Source organism: Streptomyces sp. CB01373 (assembly GCF_002803075.1).
Taxonomy (GTDB): Bacteria; Actinomycetota; Actinomycetes; order Streptomycetales; family Streptomycetaceae; genus Streptomyces.
The window spans coordinates 136,637-153,359 of the sequence record NZ_NNBK01000009.1; the positions used below are offsets into that span (position 1 = coordinate 136,637).

A 16,723-nucleotide genomic window follows, 5' to 3' on the forward strand; every position below is an offset into this window, starting at 1 on the left:
CTACGCGTCCTTGAGTTCCTGCCGCTGCCGGCCAAGACCCTCGATCTCCAGCTCGACCACGTCTCCGGCCCGCAGATACGGCTTCGGCTCGGGCTGCCCCAGGGCGACCCCGGCCGGTGTACCGGTGTTGATGACGTCCCCGGGGTACAGGGTCATGAACTGGCTCACGTAGCGCACGACTTCGGCGACGGGGAAGATCTGGTCGGCGGTCGACCCGTCCTGCCTCAGCTCGCCGTTGACCCACAGGCGCAGCGGCAGCGCCTGCGGGTCGGGGACCTCGTCGGCGGTGACGAGCCAGGGGCCGAGCGGGTTGAACGTCTCGCAGTTCTTCCCCTTGTCCCAGGTCCCGCCGCGCTCGATCTGGAACTCCCGCTCGGAGACGTCGTGCGCCACCGCGTACCCGGCGACGTGCGCGAGCGCCTCCTCGTGCGACTCCAGGTAGCGGGCCGTACGGCCGATGACGACCGCCAGTTCCACCTCCCAGTCGGTCCTGGCGGCGCCGCGCGGCACGAGCACGGTGTCGTCCGGCCCGACCACGGTGTCCGACGCCTTGAGGAAGATCACCGGCTCGGCGGGCGGCTCGGCGCCGGTCTCGCGGGCGTGGTCGTGGTAGTTCAGCCCGATGCACACGACCTTGCCGATCCGCGCGACCGGCGGCCCGATCCGCGACGCGTCCGGGTCGGGCCCGGTCCCGTCAGGACCGGTCCCGTCGAGCGCGGGCAGCTCGCCCGCGGCCGCGGCGTCGCGGATCCGGGCGAGTGCCGCGTCGTCGGCGAGCAGCGCGCCGTCGATGTCCGGGACGATGCCCGACAGGTCGCGCAGGACCCCGGTCGCGTCCAGCAGCGCGGGCCGCTCCGCACCCGCCGTGCCGACTCGCAGCAGCTTCATGTGTCCAACTCCCTCGATCGCGGGGCGCCCGGCCGATGAAGGCGACCTGGGTGCGGCGGACGCGGCCATCGGAGGACTGGTCGATCGTCCAGGGTCGACCAGCACTCCGCAAGACGGCGTTCACGTACTGGACCGTAGCCCCGCCTGTGGGAACGGCCGGGCCCGCGCGCTCACCGGTACAGCAGGAACCGCTCGGCCGCGCTCCACGCCGTACTGGTCACCACGTACAGCGCGGCGGCCAGCGGCACCACCGCCACGGTGACCAGCGTGAAGAAGGACATGTACGGCATGGCCCTGCCGACCGCGCCCACGGCCCCGCCGCTCCCGCCCGCCATACCCGCCACGTCCGTCGCGTCCAGGGACTTCCTCGCCCGGACGAAGTTGAACGCGGCGACCACGGCCACCACCGCGAACAGCCCCAGATACACGGCTCCGGCCGCCCCGAACGCCCCGCCGCCGGCCAGGGCGTCGGCCCACCGCCCGTCGAGCGGCGCGGCCAGCAGCCGGTGGCCGAGCAGTCCGGCGCCGTCCGCGTCCGGCGTCGAGAACAGGTGGTACAGCAGGAAGAAGGCGGGCAGTTGCAGCAGGCTGGGCAGGCAGCCCGACAGCGGCGACACCTTCTCCTCGGCGTGCAGCTCCAGCACGGCCTTCTGCAGCTTCTCGGGGTTCTTCCGGTACTTCGCGCGCAGCTCGCCGATCCGCGGCTGCAACGCGGCCCGCGCCTTCTGCCCGCGCGCGGCGGCCCGGGAGAGGGGGTGGAGGAGGAGTCGCACGAAGGCGGTGAACAGGACGATCGCGGCGGCGGCCGCCGAGGCGTGGAACAGCGGCTGGAGCAGGTCGGCGAGTTGCTCGACCAGGCCGGCGAAAACGGACATGAGTGAGCCCTCCGGGGGTCTCGTCGTGCCAGGCGTACGGCGATGGCGTACGGGGATGACGGCATGACGACCCGCGCGGGGTCACTCGGTTTCACACGGTGGGGTGAGCGGTGCCCTGCGCGGTGGTCGCCGGGAGGGCGTGCCCGGGTGCCCTGGGCCGCGGCCGGCCCGCGGCGTCGGGGTCGCGCTGGGGCAGGAAGGCCGTACGGCGGTCCCGGTCCCGGATGGCCGTACGCACCCGGGTGGGCGGTACGGCGGGTGTGCAGCGGGAGGCGAGCACCGCGCAGGCGACGAGCGCGGAACCGGCCGCTGCGGTCGCGGCGAGCGCGAAGGCCACGGTCCCGGAGAGGCCTCCGGCGGCGGACAGGGCGACCGGAAGCAGGACGAAGAGGGGCAGGAAGAGAGACAGGAGCAACGGCACGGCGGAGGGACGCGTGGCGACACGACTGCGGATCACGCCGGCTCCCTCCCATGGGGGTGCGCCGCGGTGCTCCGGCACCTGCGGCTCACTGTCCCGTTGTCTCGTCATCTGCTTGTACAGGGCTCATCCGGTTATACAGGATCGATGTCGAGCGGTTGCAGCAGCCGCCTCGGCTTGAGCAGGGCCCGGCCGACCGGATCCGCCGGGTCCGGATCGAGTCCTGGTCCCGGCTCCATGAGGACGTCCTCGACCGGTACGACGGTTGCACAGGCGGGGCACTCGCCGTACGGCCCGAGTTCGGTACCGCAGTCCGCGTGCCGGAAGTAGCGCAGCCGGACCTCGGTGAAGTGCTCGCGCCCCCACAGGCCGAGGGCCCGCAGGGTGGGCCACAGCGCGATCCCGCGCTCGGTGAGGACGTACTCGTCACGGGGCGGCGAGTCCTGGTACCGCCGCTTCTCCAGGATCCCCTCCGCCGTCAGCGTCTGGAGGCGGGCGGCGAGCACCGCGCGGGGAATGCCGAGGTGGACCAGGAAGTCGTTGTACCGCCGGACCCCGTAGAGCGCGTCGCGGATGACCAGCATCGTCCAGCGCTCACCGATGATCTCCAGCGCGCGGGCGATCGAGCACTCCTGCGTCGCGTAGTCCTTGCCCAGTGCCATGCGTCCACTGTAGCCACTTTCCGAGCACTTGGTTCAATGACCGAACCTTGGGGTGTTACGGTTTCGGAGCAGGTCGGTTCAATGACCGAACCTACGTGAGTCTCTTCTCCGCACAGCCCCTCGGAAGGACGGACCCATGACCGGGCCGAACTCCCCCACCACCTCCCCCGCGGCCCCCACGGCAGCGGCCGCCACCACGCGCACCGCCGCCCCACGCCTCAAGCGCCGGGACGGGCCTCCGCACCCCCGGTTCACTCTGGCCGTGACCAGCGCGGCCACCACCGTGGCCCTGATGACGTACACGGCGCCGATCGTCACCCTCCGCGGCACCGCGGCCGCCCTGCACACTCCCCTCTCCGCCCAGGCATGGCTGCTCAACGGCACCCCGCTCGGCCTGGCCGCCCTCCTCCTGATCGCCGGCAGCCTCGCCGACGACTACGGGCGCCGCCGCGTCTTCCTGGCCGGCACGCTGACCCTGGGCCTGACCACCGTGCTGGGCGCGCTGGCGACGACGACCTGGCAGTTCACGCTGGCCCGTATCGCCCAGGGCGGGGCGAGCGCGGCGCTGCTGGCCAGCAGCCTGGGCCTGCTCGTGCACGCTTTCCCCACCCCGCGTGGCCGGCTCCACGCGACCGGCGTCTGGGGCGCCTTCGTGAGCGGCGGCATCGCGGTCGGCCCGGTGGTCACGGGCGCCCTGCCCAACTGGCGGGCCGCCTACGCCGTCCTGGGCGTCGCCGCCCTGGTCACGGCCGCACTCGGCACCCGCACCCTGTCGGAGTCCCGGGCGCCGAGGGGCGGCCGGCCGGACGTCCTCGGCGCACTGACCTTCGCGCTGGCCCTGGTGGCCCTGGTGGCCGCCCTGACCCTGGGCCGGGACGGCTGGCTGCGGGTGCCGGTGGGACTGCTGCTCGCGGCGGCCGTGGCACTGCTCGGAGTCTTCGCGCTCCTGGAGCGCCGCACCGGCACGCCGATGATCGACCTGTCCCTGCTGCGCCGCCCCGGCTTCCTGGCGTCCTCGGCGGGTGGACTGTTCACGGGCCTGGCGGTGATCGGCCTCTTCAGCTTCCTGCCCGCGGTGCTCCAGCAGACGCTGGGCATGTCGCCGCTGACCAGCGCCTGGCTGCTGCTGCTGTGGTCCGGCACCGGTTTCGTGGTGGCCCTCCAGGCCAAGCGCCTGGCGGGACGGGTGACGCCGCGCCGGCAACTGGTCCTGGGCTTCGTCCTCCACGCGGCCGGCGTCCTGACGATGCTCGGCGCGATCGGCTCCGGCTCCTGGCTCCGCCTGCTGCCGGGCCTGCTCCTTGGCGGCGTGGGCACCGGCCTGCTGAACGCCTCGCTGCCCCTCCTGTCGGTGGAGTCGGTCCCGCCGGAGCGCGCCGCGATGGGGTCCGGCGCCCAGCAGACCCTCCGCTACATCGGCTCCTGCGCCGGAGTCGCCCTGACCATCGCCCTCGCGACGTCGACGGGCAGCCTGTCCAGGGGCGCCGACGTGGCGATGGCGCTGTCGGCGGGACTGGCGCTGGCGGGCGCGGTGGGCGTGGGGGTGGCGCGGGAGCGGAAGCGGGGATGAGGGCGCGGGGCGGGACGTACCGGCGCGGACCGGGGACCTAGGGAGGACGGGGCCGGGCTCGGGGATGCCTCGGGGATGGGCCCCTGGGGATGAGGTCCCCTGGGGACCCCGGATTCCCCTGGCCTGCAGATACCTCACTTTTGTCACTCCCCGGCAGTACGGTGTCCTCCATGCGCCCCGCCACGCCCGCCGAAGACGCCGACCACGCCACCGAAGCGGCCCGCCTCGAGCGGACCGCCGATCTGTACCCCGAGGACGCCGAGGCCCTCCTCCTCCAGGCCGCGGCCCACCGGGAGTTGTCCGGCGACCGCCCCGCCGCGACGACCCTCTACGACCGGCTGCTGTCCTCCGACGCCGCCCTGGAGAACCCCCACCTGGTCCGGGCCCTCAAAGCCGCCAACCTCTGGGAGTACGGCCACGAGGCGGAGGCGAGAGCGATCATCGAGGGCGTCCGTTCCGCGGCGCCCCGCGACCCGGCGCCCTGGGTGATCGTCGCGGAGTCCCTGGAGGCACACGACGAACTCGAAGCAGCGCACGAGACGTTCACCCAGGGCGTGGAGCTGCTTCTCGCGGAGGCCCAGCAACCCCCGCGCGCCACCCACCCGCTCGTCTTCGGCCGCCACCGCGTCCGCCGCATGCTGGGCGCGGGCCACGACGACTGGGACATGCTGGCCGACACCCTGCACAACTCCCCGGTCCCGCTGGACGAACTCCATGACCCGAAGCGCGTCTGGTCCCTCGGCTCGGAGAACCCGGCCGAACTGCAGGCGGAGATCACCCGCCTCCGCGCCGAACTCGGCGCCTACCGCGCGGCCCTCTCCCGCCCCTTCCCGGTGGCGGTCCTGCACTGGCCGGCGGAAGAACTGTCCGAACTGCTCACGGCCTACGACGGCCTCACGTCCGAATACCCCTCCCACGCGACCCACTTGGCGACGATAGAGGCCTCCCTGCGCGAGCTGGCCTCCTCCGGCACCCCCAACCTGGGCATCGTCACGGGCACGGTTCCCTCCTACGAGGCCTTCGCCGCCTCGGAGGCCGCCTCCCCGTCCGACCCGACGCTGCTGCCCCAGTACGCGACGACCCTGGCGGCCCGGGGCCGCGCGGTCGCCTGGCCACCGCAGCGGGGGTCACAGTGCTGGTGCGCCTCGGGGCAGGCGTACGGGGAGTGCCACGGGGCGGCCAAGCCCGCCGAACCCGCCGGAACCGTCTGAGCGCGCCGGAGGCGAGCGGGTTCAGTCCCGCTCGTGGGCGCCGGCCTCAGCCGGCCGGTGCGCGGGCCGGCCGGGACGACTCGCGCCGAAGGCCGTCACGAGCAGGTCGAGCAGCGGCGCCGAGCAGGGGTGCGGGTCGCGGCGCGGAGTGAGCGTATGGATGCCGCGGGTCGGGGGATCCACGAGGGCCACCGTGGTGACATCGGTCCGCAGCGCGCCGCCCAGCACCCCCGGCATCAGCGCGATGGCGTGGCCGGCCGCGACCAGCGCCAGCTTGCCGGGTAGATCGGCCGCGGCGAGGTCGATGCGGGCGGTCACTCCGGCGCGGGCGGCGTGCTGGCGCAGCAGCGCCGCCGAGCCCTCGTTGTCCTCCACCCAGGTCTGGTCGGCCAGGGCCTGGACACGCACCGGGGCGCCCCCGGCCAGCGGGTGGCCGAGGGGCAGCACGACGACCATCTCGTCCATCCCCAGGAACCGTCGTTCGAGACGCGGGTCGTCGGGCAGCCCCGGCGGCGCGTCGGTGACCACGGCGAGGTCCAGGTCGCCTGAGACCACACGGTCGTACAACTCCAGGCTGAGTCCGGGCGACAGGCTCCACAAGACCGTTCCGGCGGTGTCCAGCAGGCGGCGTATCGCCACGGGCACGATCCCGGCGGCCAGGGAAGGCGTCGCACCGACGGCCAGGCGCCGTACCGGCGCACCGTCCCGCAGGTCCCGCACGGCACGAACCGCCCGGTCGGCCTCGGTGAGCGCGGCCGTCGCGTGACGGCGGAACACCTCCCCGGCAGGCGTCGGACGCACACCACGCGCGTGCCGCTCCACCAGCGGCACCCCGAACTCGCGCTCCAGTCCGGCGATCTGCCGGGAGACGGCCGACTGCGTGTAGCCGAGTTCGTCGGCCGCGGCCGACAGCGACCCGAGCCGGCACACCGTCACGAAGGCCCGCCATGAAGTGAGCGTCATGGCCCGCAAGTATGCCCGCCGGTATGCGAATCCCGCAGACCTGCCCTGCGAGATCTGCGCTTGTCGCAGTCCTCGTGGTGTCCGAGGCTCGGACGCATGACCACACCTCACACCGTTCGCACTGTCGCCGTGCTCGGCCTGGGCCGCATGGGCGCCGCGATCGCGGCCCGACTCGCCGGCCAGAACTGGGACGTCGTCGGCTGGACCCGGTCCGGCCGCCACGTCGCCGGCGCCGTCGAGACGACTCGCGACCCGGAGGACGCCGTGGCGAAGGCGGACGTCGCGCTCCTGGCACTGTTCGACGGACAGGCGTGCCGGCAGGTCGCCGACCGCATCCACCCCGCCCTGCGACCGGACACGATCGTGCTGAACACCAGCACCATCGCCCCCGCCGAGGCCGCGGCACTGGCACGGCGGCTCGGCCCGTCCTACGTCCACGCGCCCGTGCTCGGCTCCGTACCGGCGGTGGCCGCCGGCACCCTGCGGATCCTCGCCGCCGGAGAGCAGGACGCACTCGCCGGCGTCCAACCGCTGCTGCGCGCGCTCGGCACCGTACGGCCCGTCGACGACGCCGCCACCGCCGCGGCGCTCAAACTGATCGCCAACAGCAGTCTCGCCGGCGCCGTCCTCGCCCTGCGCGACGCACTGCGGCAGGCCGACGCCCTGGGCCTCCCCCGCGCCCAGGCGCTGGACGTCCTCGAACTCGGCCAGCTCGGCGGCCTGGTCACCCGCAAGCGGACCTTCCTCGCAGACGGGGCGGCCTCGACCACGGCCCCTGGGGAGTTCACGATCGGCGCGCTGGCCAAGGACATGGCGCTCCTGGCCACCGCGTCGAACAGCCCCCTGCGCAGCGCGGCCGACCTGGCCGGCACCCCGGCCGACCCGGAGGCCGACATCGCCGTGGCCGCCACGGTTCCCGCCGTGGACGACGCCGTGCTCGAACCGCTGCGCCGCTACATCGAGGGCCACGCCACCGGCGACCCCGCCCACTTCCGCGAGGCGTTCCTGCCCACCGCCCACATCGAGGGCATCCGGGACGGCGCGTTCGCGTCATGGCGCCTGGACGAGTACTGCGGGCTCTTCCCCGGCCACCCGGCCACGGACGAGCCGGCCCGCACCCGCCGCATCGACACCGTCGACGTCCACGGCACCGTAGCCACCGCGACCATGACCCTCCGCCACGGCCCGGACACCTTCACCGACGTCTTCCTGCTGGTCCGGGCCGAGGGAAGGTGGCGCATCGCGAACAAGGCGTACCACCGGACTCCCCGGCCGGCGGCGTGACCGTCCTGGCCCTCTCATCACAATGGTGCCGGGCCGCCGGTTCCGGCGGTGCTGTGGCTGATGGCGGGGGTGGCCGCGGCCCTGCAGGCCGTCCACGACGCGGGCATCGTGCAGTGAAGTAGACCGCGATGCCGGAAATCGGCTTCATAGCCATGGACATGGTCGTCTGGCGGGCAGCGTAGCCAGATCTCCTCCATGCGCTGCATCCAGGTTCTTCGATTGTCAGCGGCCCCTGTTACAACAGAGCCACTGAAACGTGATCGAGGGGACTTGGTGACGGAATCACAGGGTGGGGGCCAGCCGGTCGCTGGCGTGTACGAACGGCTGATCACTCAGGACGTGCGCGATGAGCTGGGGCAGCTCGCGGCCATGGGGTGGAAGGCCGTCGACGCCGAGGTGAGCAAGGAGTCCTCACCTCACGTTCTGGCCCGGCATGTCGGCGAGGTGGTCGCCCGCACGCTCAACCAGCTCCCCTCCGACCAGCGCGTCCCCTTCGTCAACAAGGTCCTGGAAGCTCTGGCCGTCAGCCAGACCGACGCCGAGCCCGTCAGCACGGTCGTCGACGGCCCCCGCCAACTGCTCGCCCTCGCACAGCAGGAGGCGCCGGGAGCCTATGCGATCCGCCCCCTCACTCCGCTGTCCGAAACCTCGTTGCTCACGAACTCGCCGGATGACCTCAGCCTGGGTGCCGAGCTTCGCGCCGAGCTCGCGACCGCGGACCGTATCGACCTGCTTTGCGCGTTCGTGAGGTGGTACGGCATCCGAGTCCTGGAGGACGCTCTTCGCGCCGCCAAGGAGCGCGGCGTACAGATCCGGGTCATCACGACCACGTACATGGGAGCCACCGACCGTCACGCGCTCGACCGGCTGGTGCGGGACTTCGGTGCGACCGTCAAGGTCAACTACGAGATCCGCTCCACACGCCTGCACGCCAAGGCCTGGCTGTTCCGGCGGAAGACGGGCTTCGACACCGCCTACGTCGGCAGCTCGAACCTGTCCAGAGCCGCACTGCTCGACGGCTTGGAGTGGAACGTACGGCTGTCGTCCGTCGCCACACCCGCGGTGCTGAACAAGTTCGAGGCGACGTTCGACGCGTACTGGAGCGACACCGCCTTCGAGGCATACGATCCCGATCTCCACGGCGAACGCCTCGATGGAGCGCTCGCCCAGGCGGGCGGCACCAGCTCCACCACCGACCTGAAGATCAGCCTCTCCGGTCTCGAGGTACGTCCCTTCCCTCACCAGCGGGACATGCTGGAGCGGCTCACCGTCGAGCGGGAGCTCCGTGGGCGGCACCGGAACCTGCTGGTCGCGGCGACCGGTACCGGGAAGACGGTGATGGCCGCCCTGGACTACCGCAGCCTGTGCAAGGAGTCGGACGGCAGCCGGCCGAGGCTGCTGTTCGTGGCCCACCGCAAGGAGATCCTCAAGCAGTCTCTGCGTACGTACCGAGAGGTGCTGGACGACGCGTCGTTCGGCGAGCTGCTGCACTCGGGGCAGGACCCGCGCGACTGGAACCACGTCTTCGCCAGCGTCCAGTCTCTCGATGTGCAGCAGCTTGAGCAGCTGGCCCCCGATCGTTTCGACATCATCGTCATCGACGAGTTCCATCACGCCACCGCGACGACGTACAGGCGGGTCATCGACCACTTCACGCCGAAGGAACTCCTCGGTCTGACGGCGACCCCTGAGCGGATGGACGGACTCAACGTCCAGGACGAGTTCTTCGAGGGCCGGATCGCCGCCGAGATGCGGCTGTGGGAAGCCCTGGAGAACGACCTCCTGTGCCCCTTCCACTACTTCGGTGTCCCTGACGGCACCGATCTGACGAACCTGGGCTGGCAGAGAGGCTCGTACACCGACCAGGAGCTCGGCAACCTCTACACGGGCAACCACGCCCGCGCCCGGATCGTGGTGAAGCAGATCCGGGACAAGGTCTCCAACCCGGAAGCCATGCGCGCGCTCGGCTTCTGCGTGACCAAGGCACACGCGCACTTCATGGCGGACTTCTTCCGCGAGGCCGGTTTCAACGCCGTGGCACTCGACAGCGACTCACCCGCCGACACGCGCGCCCAGGCCTTGTCTGACCTGCGCGGCGGCAACCTCCAAGTGATCTTCTCCGTCGATCTGTTCAACGAGGGCCTCGACATCCCCGACGTCGACACGCTGCTCCTCCTCCGCCCTACCAACAGCGCCACCGTCTTTCTCCAGCAACTGGGCCGGGGGCTGAGGCGTACCGAGACGAAGCCGGTACTCACGGTCCTCGACTTCATCGGACAGCACAGGGCGGAGTTCCGCTTCGAGGACCAGTTCCGGGCACTGACCGACCTCTCGCGGAACCGGCTCATCGAGCACATCGAGCACGACTTCCCGCAACTGCCGTCCGGCTGCCAGATCATCCTGGAGGGCAAGTCCAAGGACCTCATCCTCGGCAACATCCGCACTCAAGTGAACGCCACGGTCAAGACGTTGGTGAAGGAGGTCCAGGCCTACAGCACGCCGCTCCTCGCCGACTATCTTCGGGAGAGCCGCCGGGAGATCAAGGAGCTCTACAAACGCGAGAACTCCTGGACGACCATCCTGCGCCGGGCCGGTCTGATCGAGGAGTCCGCGTCGGCTGAGGAAGCGGCCCTACTCAAGCGGGTCCACGCTTTCCTCCATGTGGACGACCCGGAGCGCGCGGACGCCTACCTCCGCCTCCTCCAGGACGATGCTCCACCGTACGAGGAACTGGGCCCGACGGATCAGTCGTACGCCCGCATGCTGTTCTTCAACCTGTGGGACAACGCGGGAGGCTTCACCAGCTTCCAAGAGGGCCTTGCATCGCTTCGTCCTCAGCAGGCGTTCCGGGATGAGTTGCGACAGGTGCTGTCTCACGTCATCGAGCAGGCCGACCACTTCCCCATCTCGCTGTCCGGCCGCCTCAGCCAGGTCCCGCTGAAGATTCACAGTGCCTACAACCGCTCGGAAATCCTCGCCGCCCTCGGTGTGGCCCGCTTCGGAGGGCAGATGCCGCGCTCCTTCGCTCAAGGGGTCCAGTGGGTCGAGGAGCTCCAGACGGACGCCCTGCTCATCACGCTGGAGAAGAACGAGAAAGACTTCTCGCCCACCGTCCGGTACAAGGACTACGCCTTGAGCCCGACGCTCTTCCACTGGGAGTCGCAGAACGCAACGGCCGAGGGCTCCCGAACCGGGATGCGGTACCGACAGCACGAGCAGCGCGGCAGCCACGTTCTGCTGTTCATGCGGCGCTACAACGACACGGACATAGGCAAGCCCCAGCCGTGGATGCTCCTCGGCCCGGCGACGTACCAGTCCCACACGGGCAGTAAACCGATGGCGATCACCTGGCGCTTGAAGCACGATCTCCCGGCGGACGCCTGGACGTACTCGGCCATCACGGCGAGTTGATCCACGACACCGCTAAAAGTCGGCGGGTTCGGCCTCGGCTTCGAAGTGCGCCTGAGCTCGCTCCAGAACCTCGTCCGGGTCCCGGCCATGGGCGCCGAGCCAGTGAAGGAGGTCGGCGATCACGTTGATCGCCGTCTCCTCCGCCACCGCCGTCCCGAGCCGAGTGAGCCGGGAGCGTTGTGGCAACTTCGCCACGTCGGTATAGAGCCCGAGCACGTGCACGGCTCGAGCCATGCGCGGCCCCGAGGTGTGCCCGTCGTCCGCGGACAGACTCGTGCCCAGCTCACACCAGGTGGCCTTGCGTCCGTCGGTGAGGTCGACGCCCCAACGGTCGGTGATGGCCTCGATAAGAGCCATACCGCGACCCGTCTCGGCGTCCGAGTCCGCGTCCGTAAGGATCGGAAGGACCCGCGGATCAGGGTCGTGGACTTCGATACGTAGGCGGGTGCCGTTCATGAAGACGGCGAGCGTGGTCGGAGTCGCGGGCCCCACGTGCTTGATGACGTTGGCGACGAGCTCGCTGACGCACAGCTGGGCGGCGTCGCTGACTTCCTGCAAGCCCCACAGCTCCAGGTGGAGCCGCAGCAGGCGCCGCAGTGCGGCAACCTCTTCCGCCTGCGCCAAGAACGGCAGTTCCCATGCCCTTCTTGGCATGCATCCGGCGCATTCCATGATGTACCCCGCTTCCTCACTCAGACTGTCGACGAGGCCCTGTGCGCTCGGTGACCTCACAGCAACCAAGAGTTGCAGTGAGAGTTCCAAAATGGAACTCTCATCTCCAACGAAGAGGAGCGCGACGCAGCACAACGCGCCCCGGCGCGCGCCACCTTGCCGTCTCTGCCGAGAGGCGACGACGATCTATCCGCACCGACAGGAAGGGTCACAGGCATGACGGTTGGACCAACCACCCGTAGGCGCCAACTGGGAGCTGATCTACGTCGGCTCCGCGAGCTCAAGGGGCTGACTCTGGAGGAAGCGGGCGCTCGCGTCGGGATCTCGAAGGCGACCCTCAGCCGCTACGAGACAAAGGAAGGCTCGGTGAAGTGGCCGGCCGTCGACGCTCTTTGTCGTGAGTACGGCGCGACGGATGAGGAGCGTCTGGCTCTGGTGGAGCTGGCCAAGGGCGCAAAAATCCAGGGCTGGTGGCGCTCCCTGGCCGACCCCATCCCCGAGTCCATGAACCTCATGCTCACCCTCGAAGACGAGGTCGTACGCGAGGACCACTACGCCTGCATGTACGTCCCCGGCCTGCTCCAGACCCGCGCCTACGCCGAAGCGGTGCACCGAGCCTCGGAGGTGCAATGCCCGGAGCGCGAGGTCCAGCACATGGTCGACATCCGCATGAAGCGGCAGGAGTTGTTGGATCGTGAGGAACCACCGCGCATCTGGTGCGTGATCGACGAGGCAGCGCTCCGACGACAGGTAGGCGGTCGGGAGGTCATGCGGCAGCAGTTGGAACACCTGCTTGCTGCGTCCCAACGCCCCCGAATCAACATCCAGGTACTCCCGTTCTCGTGCGGCGCCCACGCGGCAGCCGTCGGCAGCTTCGCCGTCCTCCGTGGTCAGGCACCCGAACTCGACGTGGTGTACGTAGACCTCATCGGCGGCGGCCTCTTCATGGAGAAGCCTCAGGAACTGGAGCGCTATAGGCTGGCGTTCGAATACCTCAGCGCTCAGGCACTCGACTTCGAGTCCTCCGCTGAGCTCATCGAGCGGATTAGCAGGGAGCGTTGATGGCAACGTCGGCAGAAGTGCCCTGGTTCAAGTCCTCTTACAGCGGCGGCAGTGGGACCGAGTGCATAGAGGCCGCCTTCGTCGCGTCCGGCGTACTCGTGCGGGACTCCAAGCAGCCCGGGCACGCCCATCTCACCGTGTCGGCGGAGGCATGGACGGGCTTCGTCGCTGGCGCACGCCACACCCAATTCGCCGGCCGCCACCGCCCCACTGCGTAAGTCCCGCCTGGCGCCCGGTGCAGTCTCGCGACCCGGCGAACCAGGGGTGGACGGGTCCCTCACAAGGCGATCGGTCGATATGTCAAGGCCTGCTCGACCACCTCGTCGGCTGAGAGCGCTCGCTCTGGCGGCCAGTAGATCAGGTCGGCGACCCACCCGGTTGGACAGGCCAGGGCCCTGTCGAGCATGTCCAGCCAGTTGCTCGCCTCCTCATCAGAGGCGTAATCCACGTCCATGATCCGCTGCACGAGTGTGACGGCCTGAGCCCTGCTCATCTCCACTGCGCCCATCAGATCCCCCTTCCTGCGCAGGAGCGCAATGGGCCCATGCGAGCTGGCGAACCTTGGTACAGATTCAGTCACGATCGGGTGACTTTCACCGTTTCAGTGCAACTGCACACGCCCTTCACCAGTCACACAAGGGCAACACGTAAGACATGCACCAGGGGAACCAATGAGCCAGCAGTACCCGCAACAGCCTCAGCAGCCCAGCTGGGGAGGCCCGCAGCAGCCGGGGGCGCCCATGCCTCAGCCGCCGAAGAAGAGTGGTGCGGGGAAGATTGTCGGGTTCGGCTGCCTCGGTGCCTTCGCTCTGTTCATCGTGATCGGCATCATCGGCTCGATCGTGGGTGCCGGAGACAGTAAGAGCGACGGCAAGACCAGCTCCACCAAGAGCAGCGCCCCGAGCGAAGACGCCAAGGCCGACGATCTCGCCGAGACCACGACCTCTGTCCTCAGCGGCAACATCACCTCCTGGGTCGACAAGATGACCAGCCGCGGCGTCACCTGGGAGAAGCAGGGCACCAAGGAGAGCATCGCCGGACTGCCGCCCACCCGCGACTGGTTCGGCGAAGCCAAGGGCGCCACCTTCAGCGCCCCCTCCTTCGTCGCCCACGCCATCACCGACACCCGCCGAGGAATCCTCAGCCTGTCCTGCGACGCCGCCGGCATCCCCGAGGGCGACCCCTCCGAGCAGGTCGCCATCTTCACCGACTGCGTAACGGCCGCCGCTCTCGACGGCATCGACGACGCCAAGGTCCGCACCTGGATCCAGGCCAAGCTGCCCGCCATGTACGGCAAGGACGGCATGCAGGCCGAACACCTCGAACTCGGCAAGGCCACGCTCAGCATGGACACCGCCGGGGACACCGCCGCGATCAGCATCGAGTCGCAGTAGTGACCTTCGGCGGTTGTGGTTCTTGAGGCCCGTTGCCGCGCTCCTCAGGAGGTGCCGTAGATCCCATCGGGATGGCCATCCTCCCCTCCTTGCCCAGCGATCCCAGAAGTTCTCCCACACCCCTCCCGCCCCACCACGCCTGATCTGCACCTTCCTGTCGTGCGGCCTTGCGCGGGGGCGACCTTGGGGCGAATCTGGAAGCCGCCCGTCGAGGGCTGCGGCAACGGGCGTGGGGGGCCAGCTGTCTGTGCCGAGCTGCCGGATTTCGGGACCGCGCACGCCGAGGTGGGCCGAGGGCCAGTACGGACAGATCCAAGGGGGAGTGGCCATGCCGGCTTCGATCACCGGGCGTGTGGGGCCCCTGGCCGGGCGGCGGTTCCCCGTCGGCGCCGCGCCGGTCACCTTCGGGCGCAGTGGTGACAGCAGTGTCGTGATCGCCAGTGGGCGGGCCTCGCGCCTGCACGCGGAGGTGCTGCGCGAGGCGGGCCGCTACGTCCTGTACGACCGCGGAAGCCGCAACGGGACGCTGGTCAACGGCAATAAGGTGACGTCCCACGTCCTCGCGTCCGGCGACGAGATCACCATCGGCGACGAGGTCTTCGGCTTCGAGATCCCCGAGTCGATGGAGACGATCACAGATGTCCTGGGCCCGCTCGCGACCGTCGCGCCGGGCCCGGTCCTGAACGTCACCGTCTCCGGCGGCGGGCCCGTGGGGTTGGGCTTCGCCCTGCTGCTGGAGCACCTGATGGGCCGCCGTGTGGCCATCACGATGTACGACGGCCGCTGGACCGAGGACGGTTCGCGGGTCGTCTGGAAGAACGAGGCACAGGGCAACGTCCGGCGGCAGCAGGTCGTGACCGTCCAGAGCCGCCAGTACCTGAACCTCCCCGAGGAGGTCCAGGAGCGCCTGTTCGGCGCCGGCGCGTACACCGAGATGTGGCCGGCCGGGCCGGACTCCGTGCAGGGCTACGGCCCGCGGAACATCCGGATCGCATACGTCGAGGACGTACTCCTCGAGATGGCGAACGAGAAGTCCGACCGGATCCGGCTCGTGCCCAGCCGCTTCGACCCGGCCGAGCAGCGTGAGGCGGTGGTCAAGGACCACGTGCTCGCCATCTGCGAGGGCGGCCGTTCGCGGACCCGGGACCACCTCGCCGACAAGTTCGGCGCCCCCGACGCGTCGATCTACTCCCTGAACGGCCACCACGTCCAGGACGTCGTGCTGGGCCTGCGCGTGAAGTCCGACCTGCCGGACCCCATGGCCGTCCTGCTGACGGTGGCCCAGAACCGCTTCCTGCTCAACTCCCTCAGCGGCGAGGGCTTCCTGAACATGCGCCTCACCGACGCCGAGGCCCAGGAGGTCATCGGGGTCGACCCCGTGCGGCACGTGTTCGAGCAGTGTGTCGCCTCGCGGCCCTGCCTCATGGGCCGCAACGACGAGGGCGACTTCCGCTGTTCGACCCATGGCACGCTGTTCCTGCCCGCCCTGGTCAAGGGTTCGGCCCTGTGGAAGCGCGTACTGGAGGGCCTGGTCCTCTTCGGCGTCACCGAGGAGAATCTGAGCGCCGTCACCGGGTTCCGCCTGGACATGGTGCAGCGGCCCCGCTTCACAGCCCGGCTCCACTCCGCGACGTCCGCCACCCCGGGAACGTACGGGTTCCTGCTCGGGGACGCGGCCAACGCCATCCACTTCTGGCCGGGCCGCGGGCTCAACAGCGGCCTCGCGTCGGCCATCTCGCTCGCACGCTCCCTCAGCAACGCCTGGCGGGGGAAGGCCTTCCGCGACGCCGACTTCGTCCGTCACGAGGCGGCGATGTCGATGCTCCAGTACCGGCACAAGAGCCGCGCCTGGAACGCCATGGTCACCACCGACGAACACGGCGACACCTGCGCGATCAAGGACACGATCGCGCAGAGCATCGAGGCGGCCGCGCCGGACGCTCCGAACGGCGCGGCCGGCAAGGCGGACGAGGCGGACCTCGACGCGTTCATGGACCGGCTGCGGGAGGTCCGCGACCGCCTCTCACCGCGTGTCCCCGGCATGCCGGACGACGCGACCCTCCGCGACCACCTGCGGAAACTGAAGCCCGAGACCATCCGCACCCTGCTCGCGAGCGGCGCCTGGGACACCCTGACCGTCGGCGGCGAAGAGGTGGACATCGACATCTTCTACCGGCAGATCTCCTCGCCGGCACCCGTCATGAAGCAACCCGATCCCCGTCTCAAGGCCTGAGGACCACAGGAACTAGTGCTGTGGCCGGGAAGGTTTGCCGGAAAGCTCGCGGCGTCCGGTGCGGTGCATCGCAAGGCGGA

Annotated in this window: 15 protein-coding genes; 8 read left to right on the forward strand and 7 right to left on the reverse strand. The window is 70.2% G+C overall.

The window, feature by feature from the left end:
• The 4 genes from CG719_RS15785 to CG719_RS15800 form a co-directional block, all read right to left on the reverse strand.
• A complete protein-coding gene (locus tag CG719_RS15785; RefSeq protein ID WP_100569256.1) occupies positions 1 to 888 on the reverse strand; it encodes a fumarylacetoacetate hydrolase family protein in 888 nt (295 codons plus the stop codon).
• A 170-nt stretch (positions 889 to 1,058) separates the two neighbouring features.
• Positions 1,059 to 1,763, reverse strand: a complete 705-nt coding sequence (locus tag CG719_RS15790; RefSeq protein ID WP_100569257.1) for a YidC/Oxa1 family membrane protein insertase — start codon at positions 1,761 to 1,763, stop codon at positions 1,059 to 1,061.
• Positions 1,764 to 1,854: 91 nt separating this feature from the next.
• Positions 1,855 to 2,220, reverse strand: a complete 366-nt coding sequence (locus tag CG719_RS15795) for a DUF6412 domain-containing protein (protein WP_100569258.1) — start codon at positions 2,218 to 2,220, stop codon at positions 1,855 to 1,857.
• Between the two features lie 95 nt (positions 2,221 to 2,315).
• Positions 2,316 to 2,843 (reverse strand): winged helix-turn-helix transcriptional regulator, encoded by a 528-nt coding sequence (locus tag CG719_RS15800; protein ID WP_100569259.1) that lies wholly within the window; start codon positions 2,841 to 2,843, stop codon positions 2,316 to 2,318.
• 136 nt (positions 2,844 to 2,979) lie between these two features.
• Between CG719_RS15800 and CG719_RS15805 the strand changes: the two genes are divergently transcribed.
• Together CG719_RS15805 and CG719_RS15810 are read left to right on the forward strand one after the other, a co-directional pair.
• Positions 2,980 to 4,413 carry an MFS transporter gene (locus CG719_RS15805; RefSeq protein ID WP_100569260.1) on the forward strand — a complete coding sequence of 478 codons (1,434 nt, stop codon included), beginning with the start codon at positions 2,980 to 2,982 and terminating at the stop codon, positions 4,411 to 4,413.
• A 170-nt stretch (positions 4,414 to 4,583) separates the two neighbouring features.
• The gene (locus CG719_RS15810) at positions 4,584 to 5,624 is read left to right on the forward strand and encodes an SEC-C domain-containing protein (protein ID WP_100569261.1); all 1,041 of its coding nucleotides are present in this window, start codon (positions 4,584 to 4,586) and stop codon (positions 5,622 to 5,624) included.
• A 21-nt stretch (positions 5,625 to 5,645) separates the two neighbouring features.
• Here the strand turns inward: CG719_RS15810 and CG719_RS15815 are convergent, their stop codons facing one another.
• Complete coding sequence (locus tag CG719_RS15815; RefSeq protein WP_100569262.1) at positions 5,646 to 6,587, reverse strand: LysR family transcriptional regulator; 942 nt, start codon at positions 6,585 to 6,587, stop codon at positions 5,646 to 5,648.
• A gap of 96 nt (positions 6,588 to 6,683) precedes the next feature.
• On the opposite strand from CG719_RS15815, the gene CG719_RS15820 reads away from it, so the two are divergent.
• Together CG719_RS15820 and CG719_RS15825 are read left to right on the forward strand one after the other, a co-directional pair.
• A complete protein-coding gene (locus tag CG719_RS15820) occupies positions 6,684 to 7,871 on the forward strand; it encodes a nuclear transport factor 2 family protein (RefSeq protein WP_100569263.1) in 1,188 nt (395 codons plus the stop codon).
• A 273-nt stretch (positions 7,872 to 8,144) separates the two neighbouring features.
• Positions 8,145 to 11,282 (forward strand): DUF3427 domain-containing protein, encoded by a 3,138-nt coding sequence (locus CG719_RS15825; RefSeq protein ID WP_234375603.1) that lies wholly within the window; start codon positions 8,145 to 8,147, stop codon positions 11,280 to 11,282.
• Positions 11,283 to 11,294: 12 nt separating this feature from the next.
• On the opposite strand, the gene CG719_RS15830 is transcribed toward CG719_RS15825, so the two are convergent.
• The gene (locus CG719_RS15830) at positions 11,295 to 11,954 is read right to left on the reverse strand and encodes an ATP-binding protein (protein ID WP_199836662.1); all 660 of its coding nucleotides are present in this window, start codon (positions 11,952 to 11,954) and stop codon (positions 11,295 to 11,297) included.
• 216 nt (positions 11,955 to 12,170) lie between these two features.
• Here CG719_RS15830 and CG719_RS15835 point away from each other — a divergent pair, with 216 nt between their 5' ends.
• Positions 12,171 to 13,016, forward strand: a complete 846-nt coding sequence (locus CG719_RS15835; protein ID WP_100569265.1) for a helix-turn-helix domain-containing protein — start codon at positions 12,171 to 12,173, stop codon at positions 13,014 to 13,016.
• Positions 13,016 to 13,234 (forward strand): DUF397 domain-containing protein, encoded by a 219-nt coding sequence (locus CG719_RS15840; protein WP_100569266.1) that lies wholly within the window; start codon positions 13,016 to 13,018, stop codon positions 13,232 to 13,234. The genes CG719_RS15835 and CG719_RS15840 overlap by 1 nt, the downstream gene beginning before the upstream one ends.
• A gap of 59 nt (positions 13,235 to 13,293) precedes the next feature.
• Here CG719_RS15840 and CG719_RS15845 read toward each other — a convergent pair whose 3' ends face one another.
• Positions 13,294 to 13,524 carry an e9imm peptide gene (locus CG719_RS15845; protein WP_100569267.1) on the reverse strand — a complete coding sequence of 77 codons (231 nt, stop codon included), beginning with the start codon at positions 13,522 to 13,524 and terminating at the stop codon, positions 13,294 to 13,296.
• A 163-nt stretch (positions 13,525 to 13,687) separates the two neighbouring features.
• Here CG719_RS15845 and CG719_RS15850 point away from each other — a divergent pair, with 163 nt between their 5' ends.
• Positions 13,688 to 14,410 carry a hypothetical protein gene (locus CG719_RS15850; RefSeq protein WP_159024886.1) on the forward strand — a complete coding sequence of 241 codons (723 nt, stop codon included), beginning with the start codon at positions 13,688 to 13,690 and terminating at the stop codon, positions 14,408 to 14,410.
• Positions 14,411 to 14,738: 328 nt separating this feature from the next.
• On the forward strand, positions 14,739 to 16,643 hold the full coding sequence (locus CG719_RS15855; RefSeq protein ID WP_100569269.1) for an FHA domain-containing protein: 1,905 nt from the start codon (positions 14,739 to 14,741) through the stop codon (positions 16,641 to 16,643).
• Positions 16,644 to 16,723 lie beyond the last annotated feature (80 nt).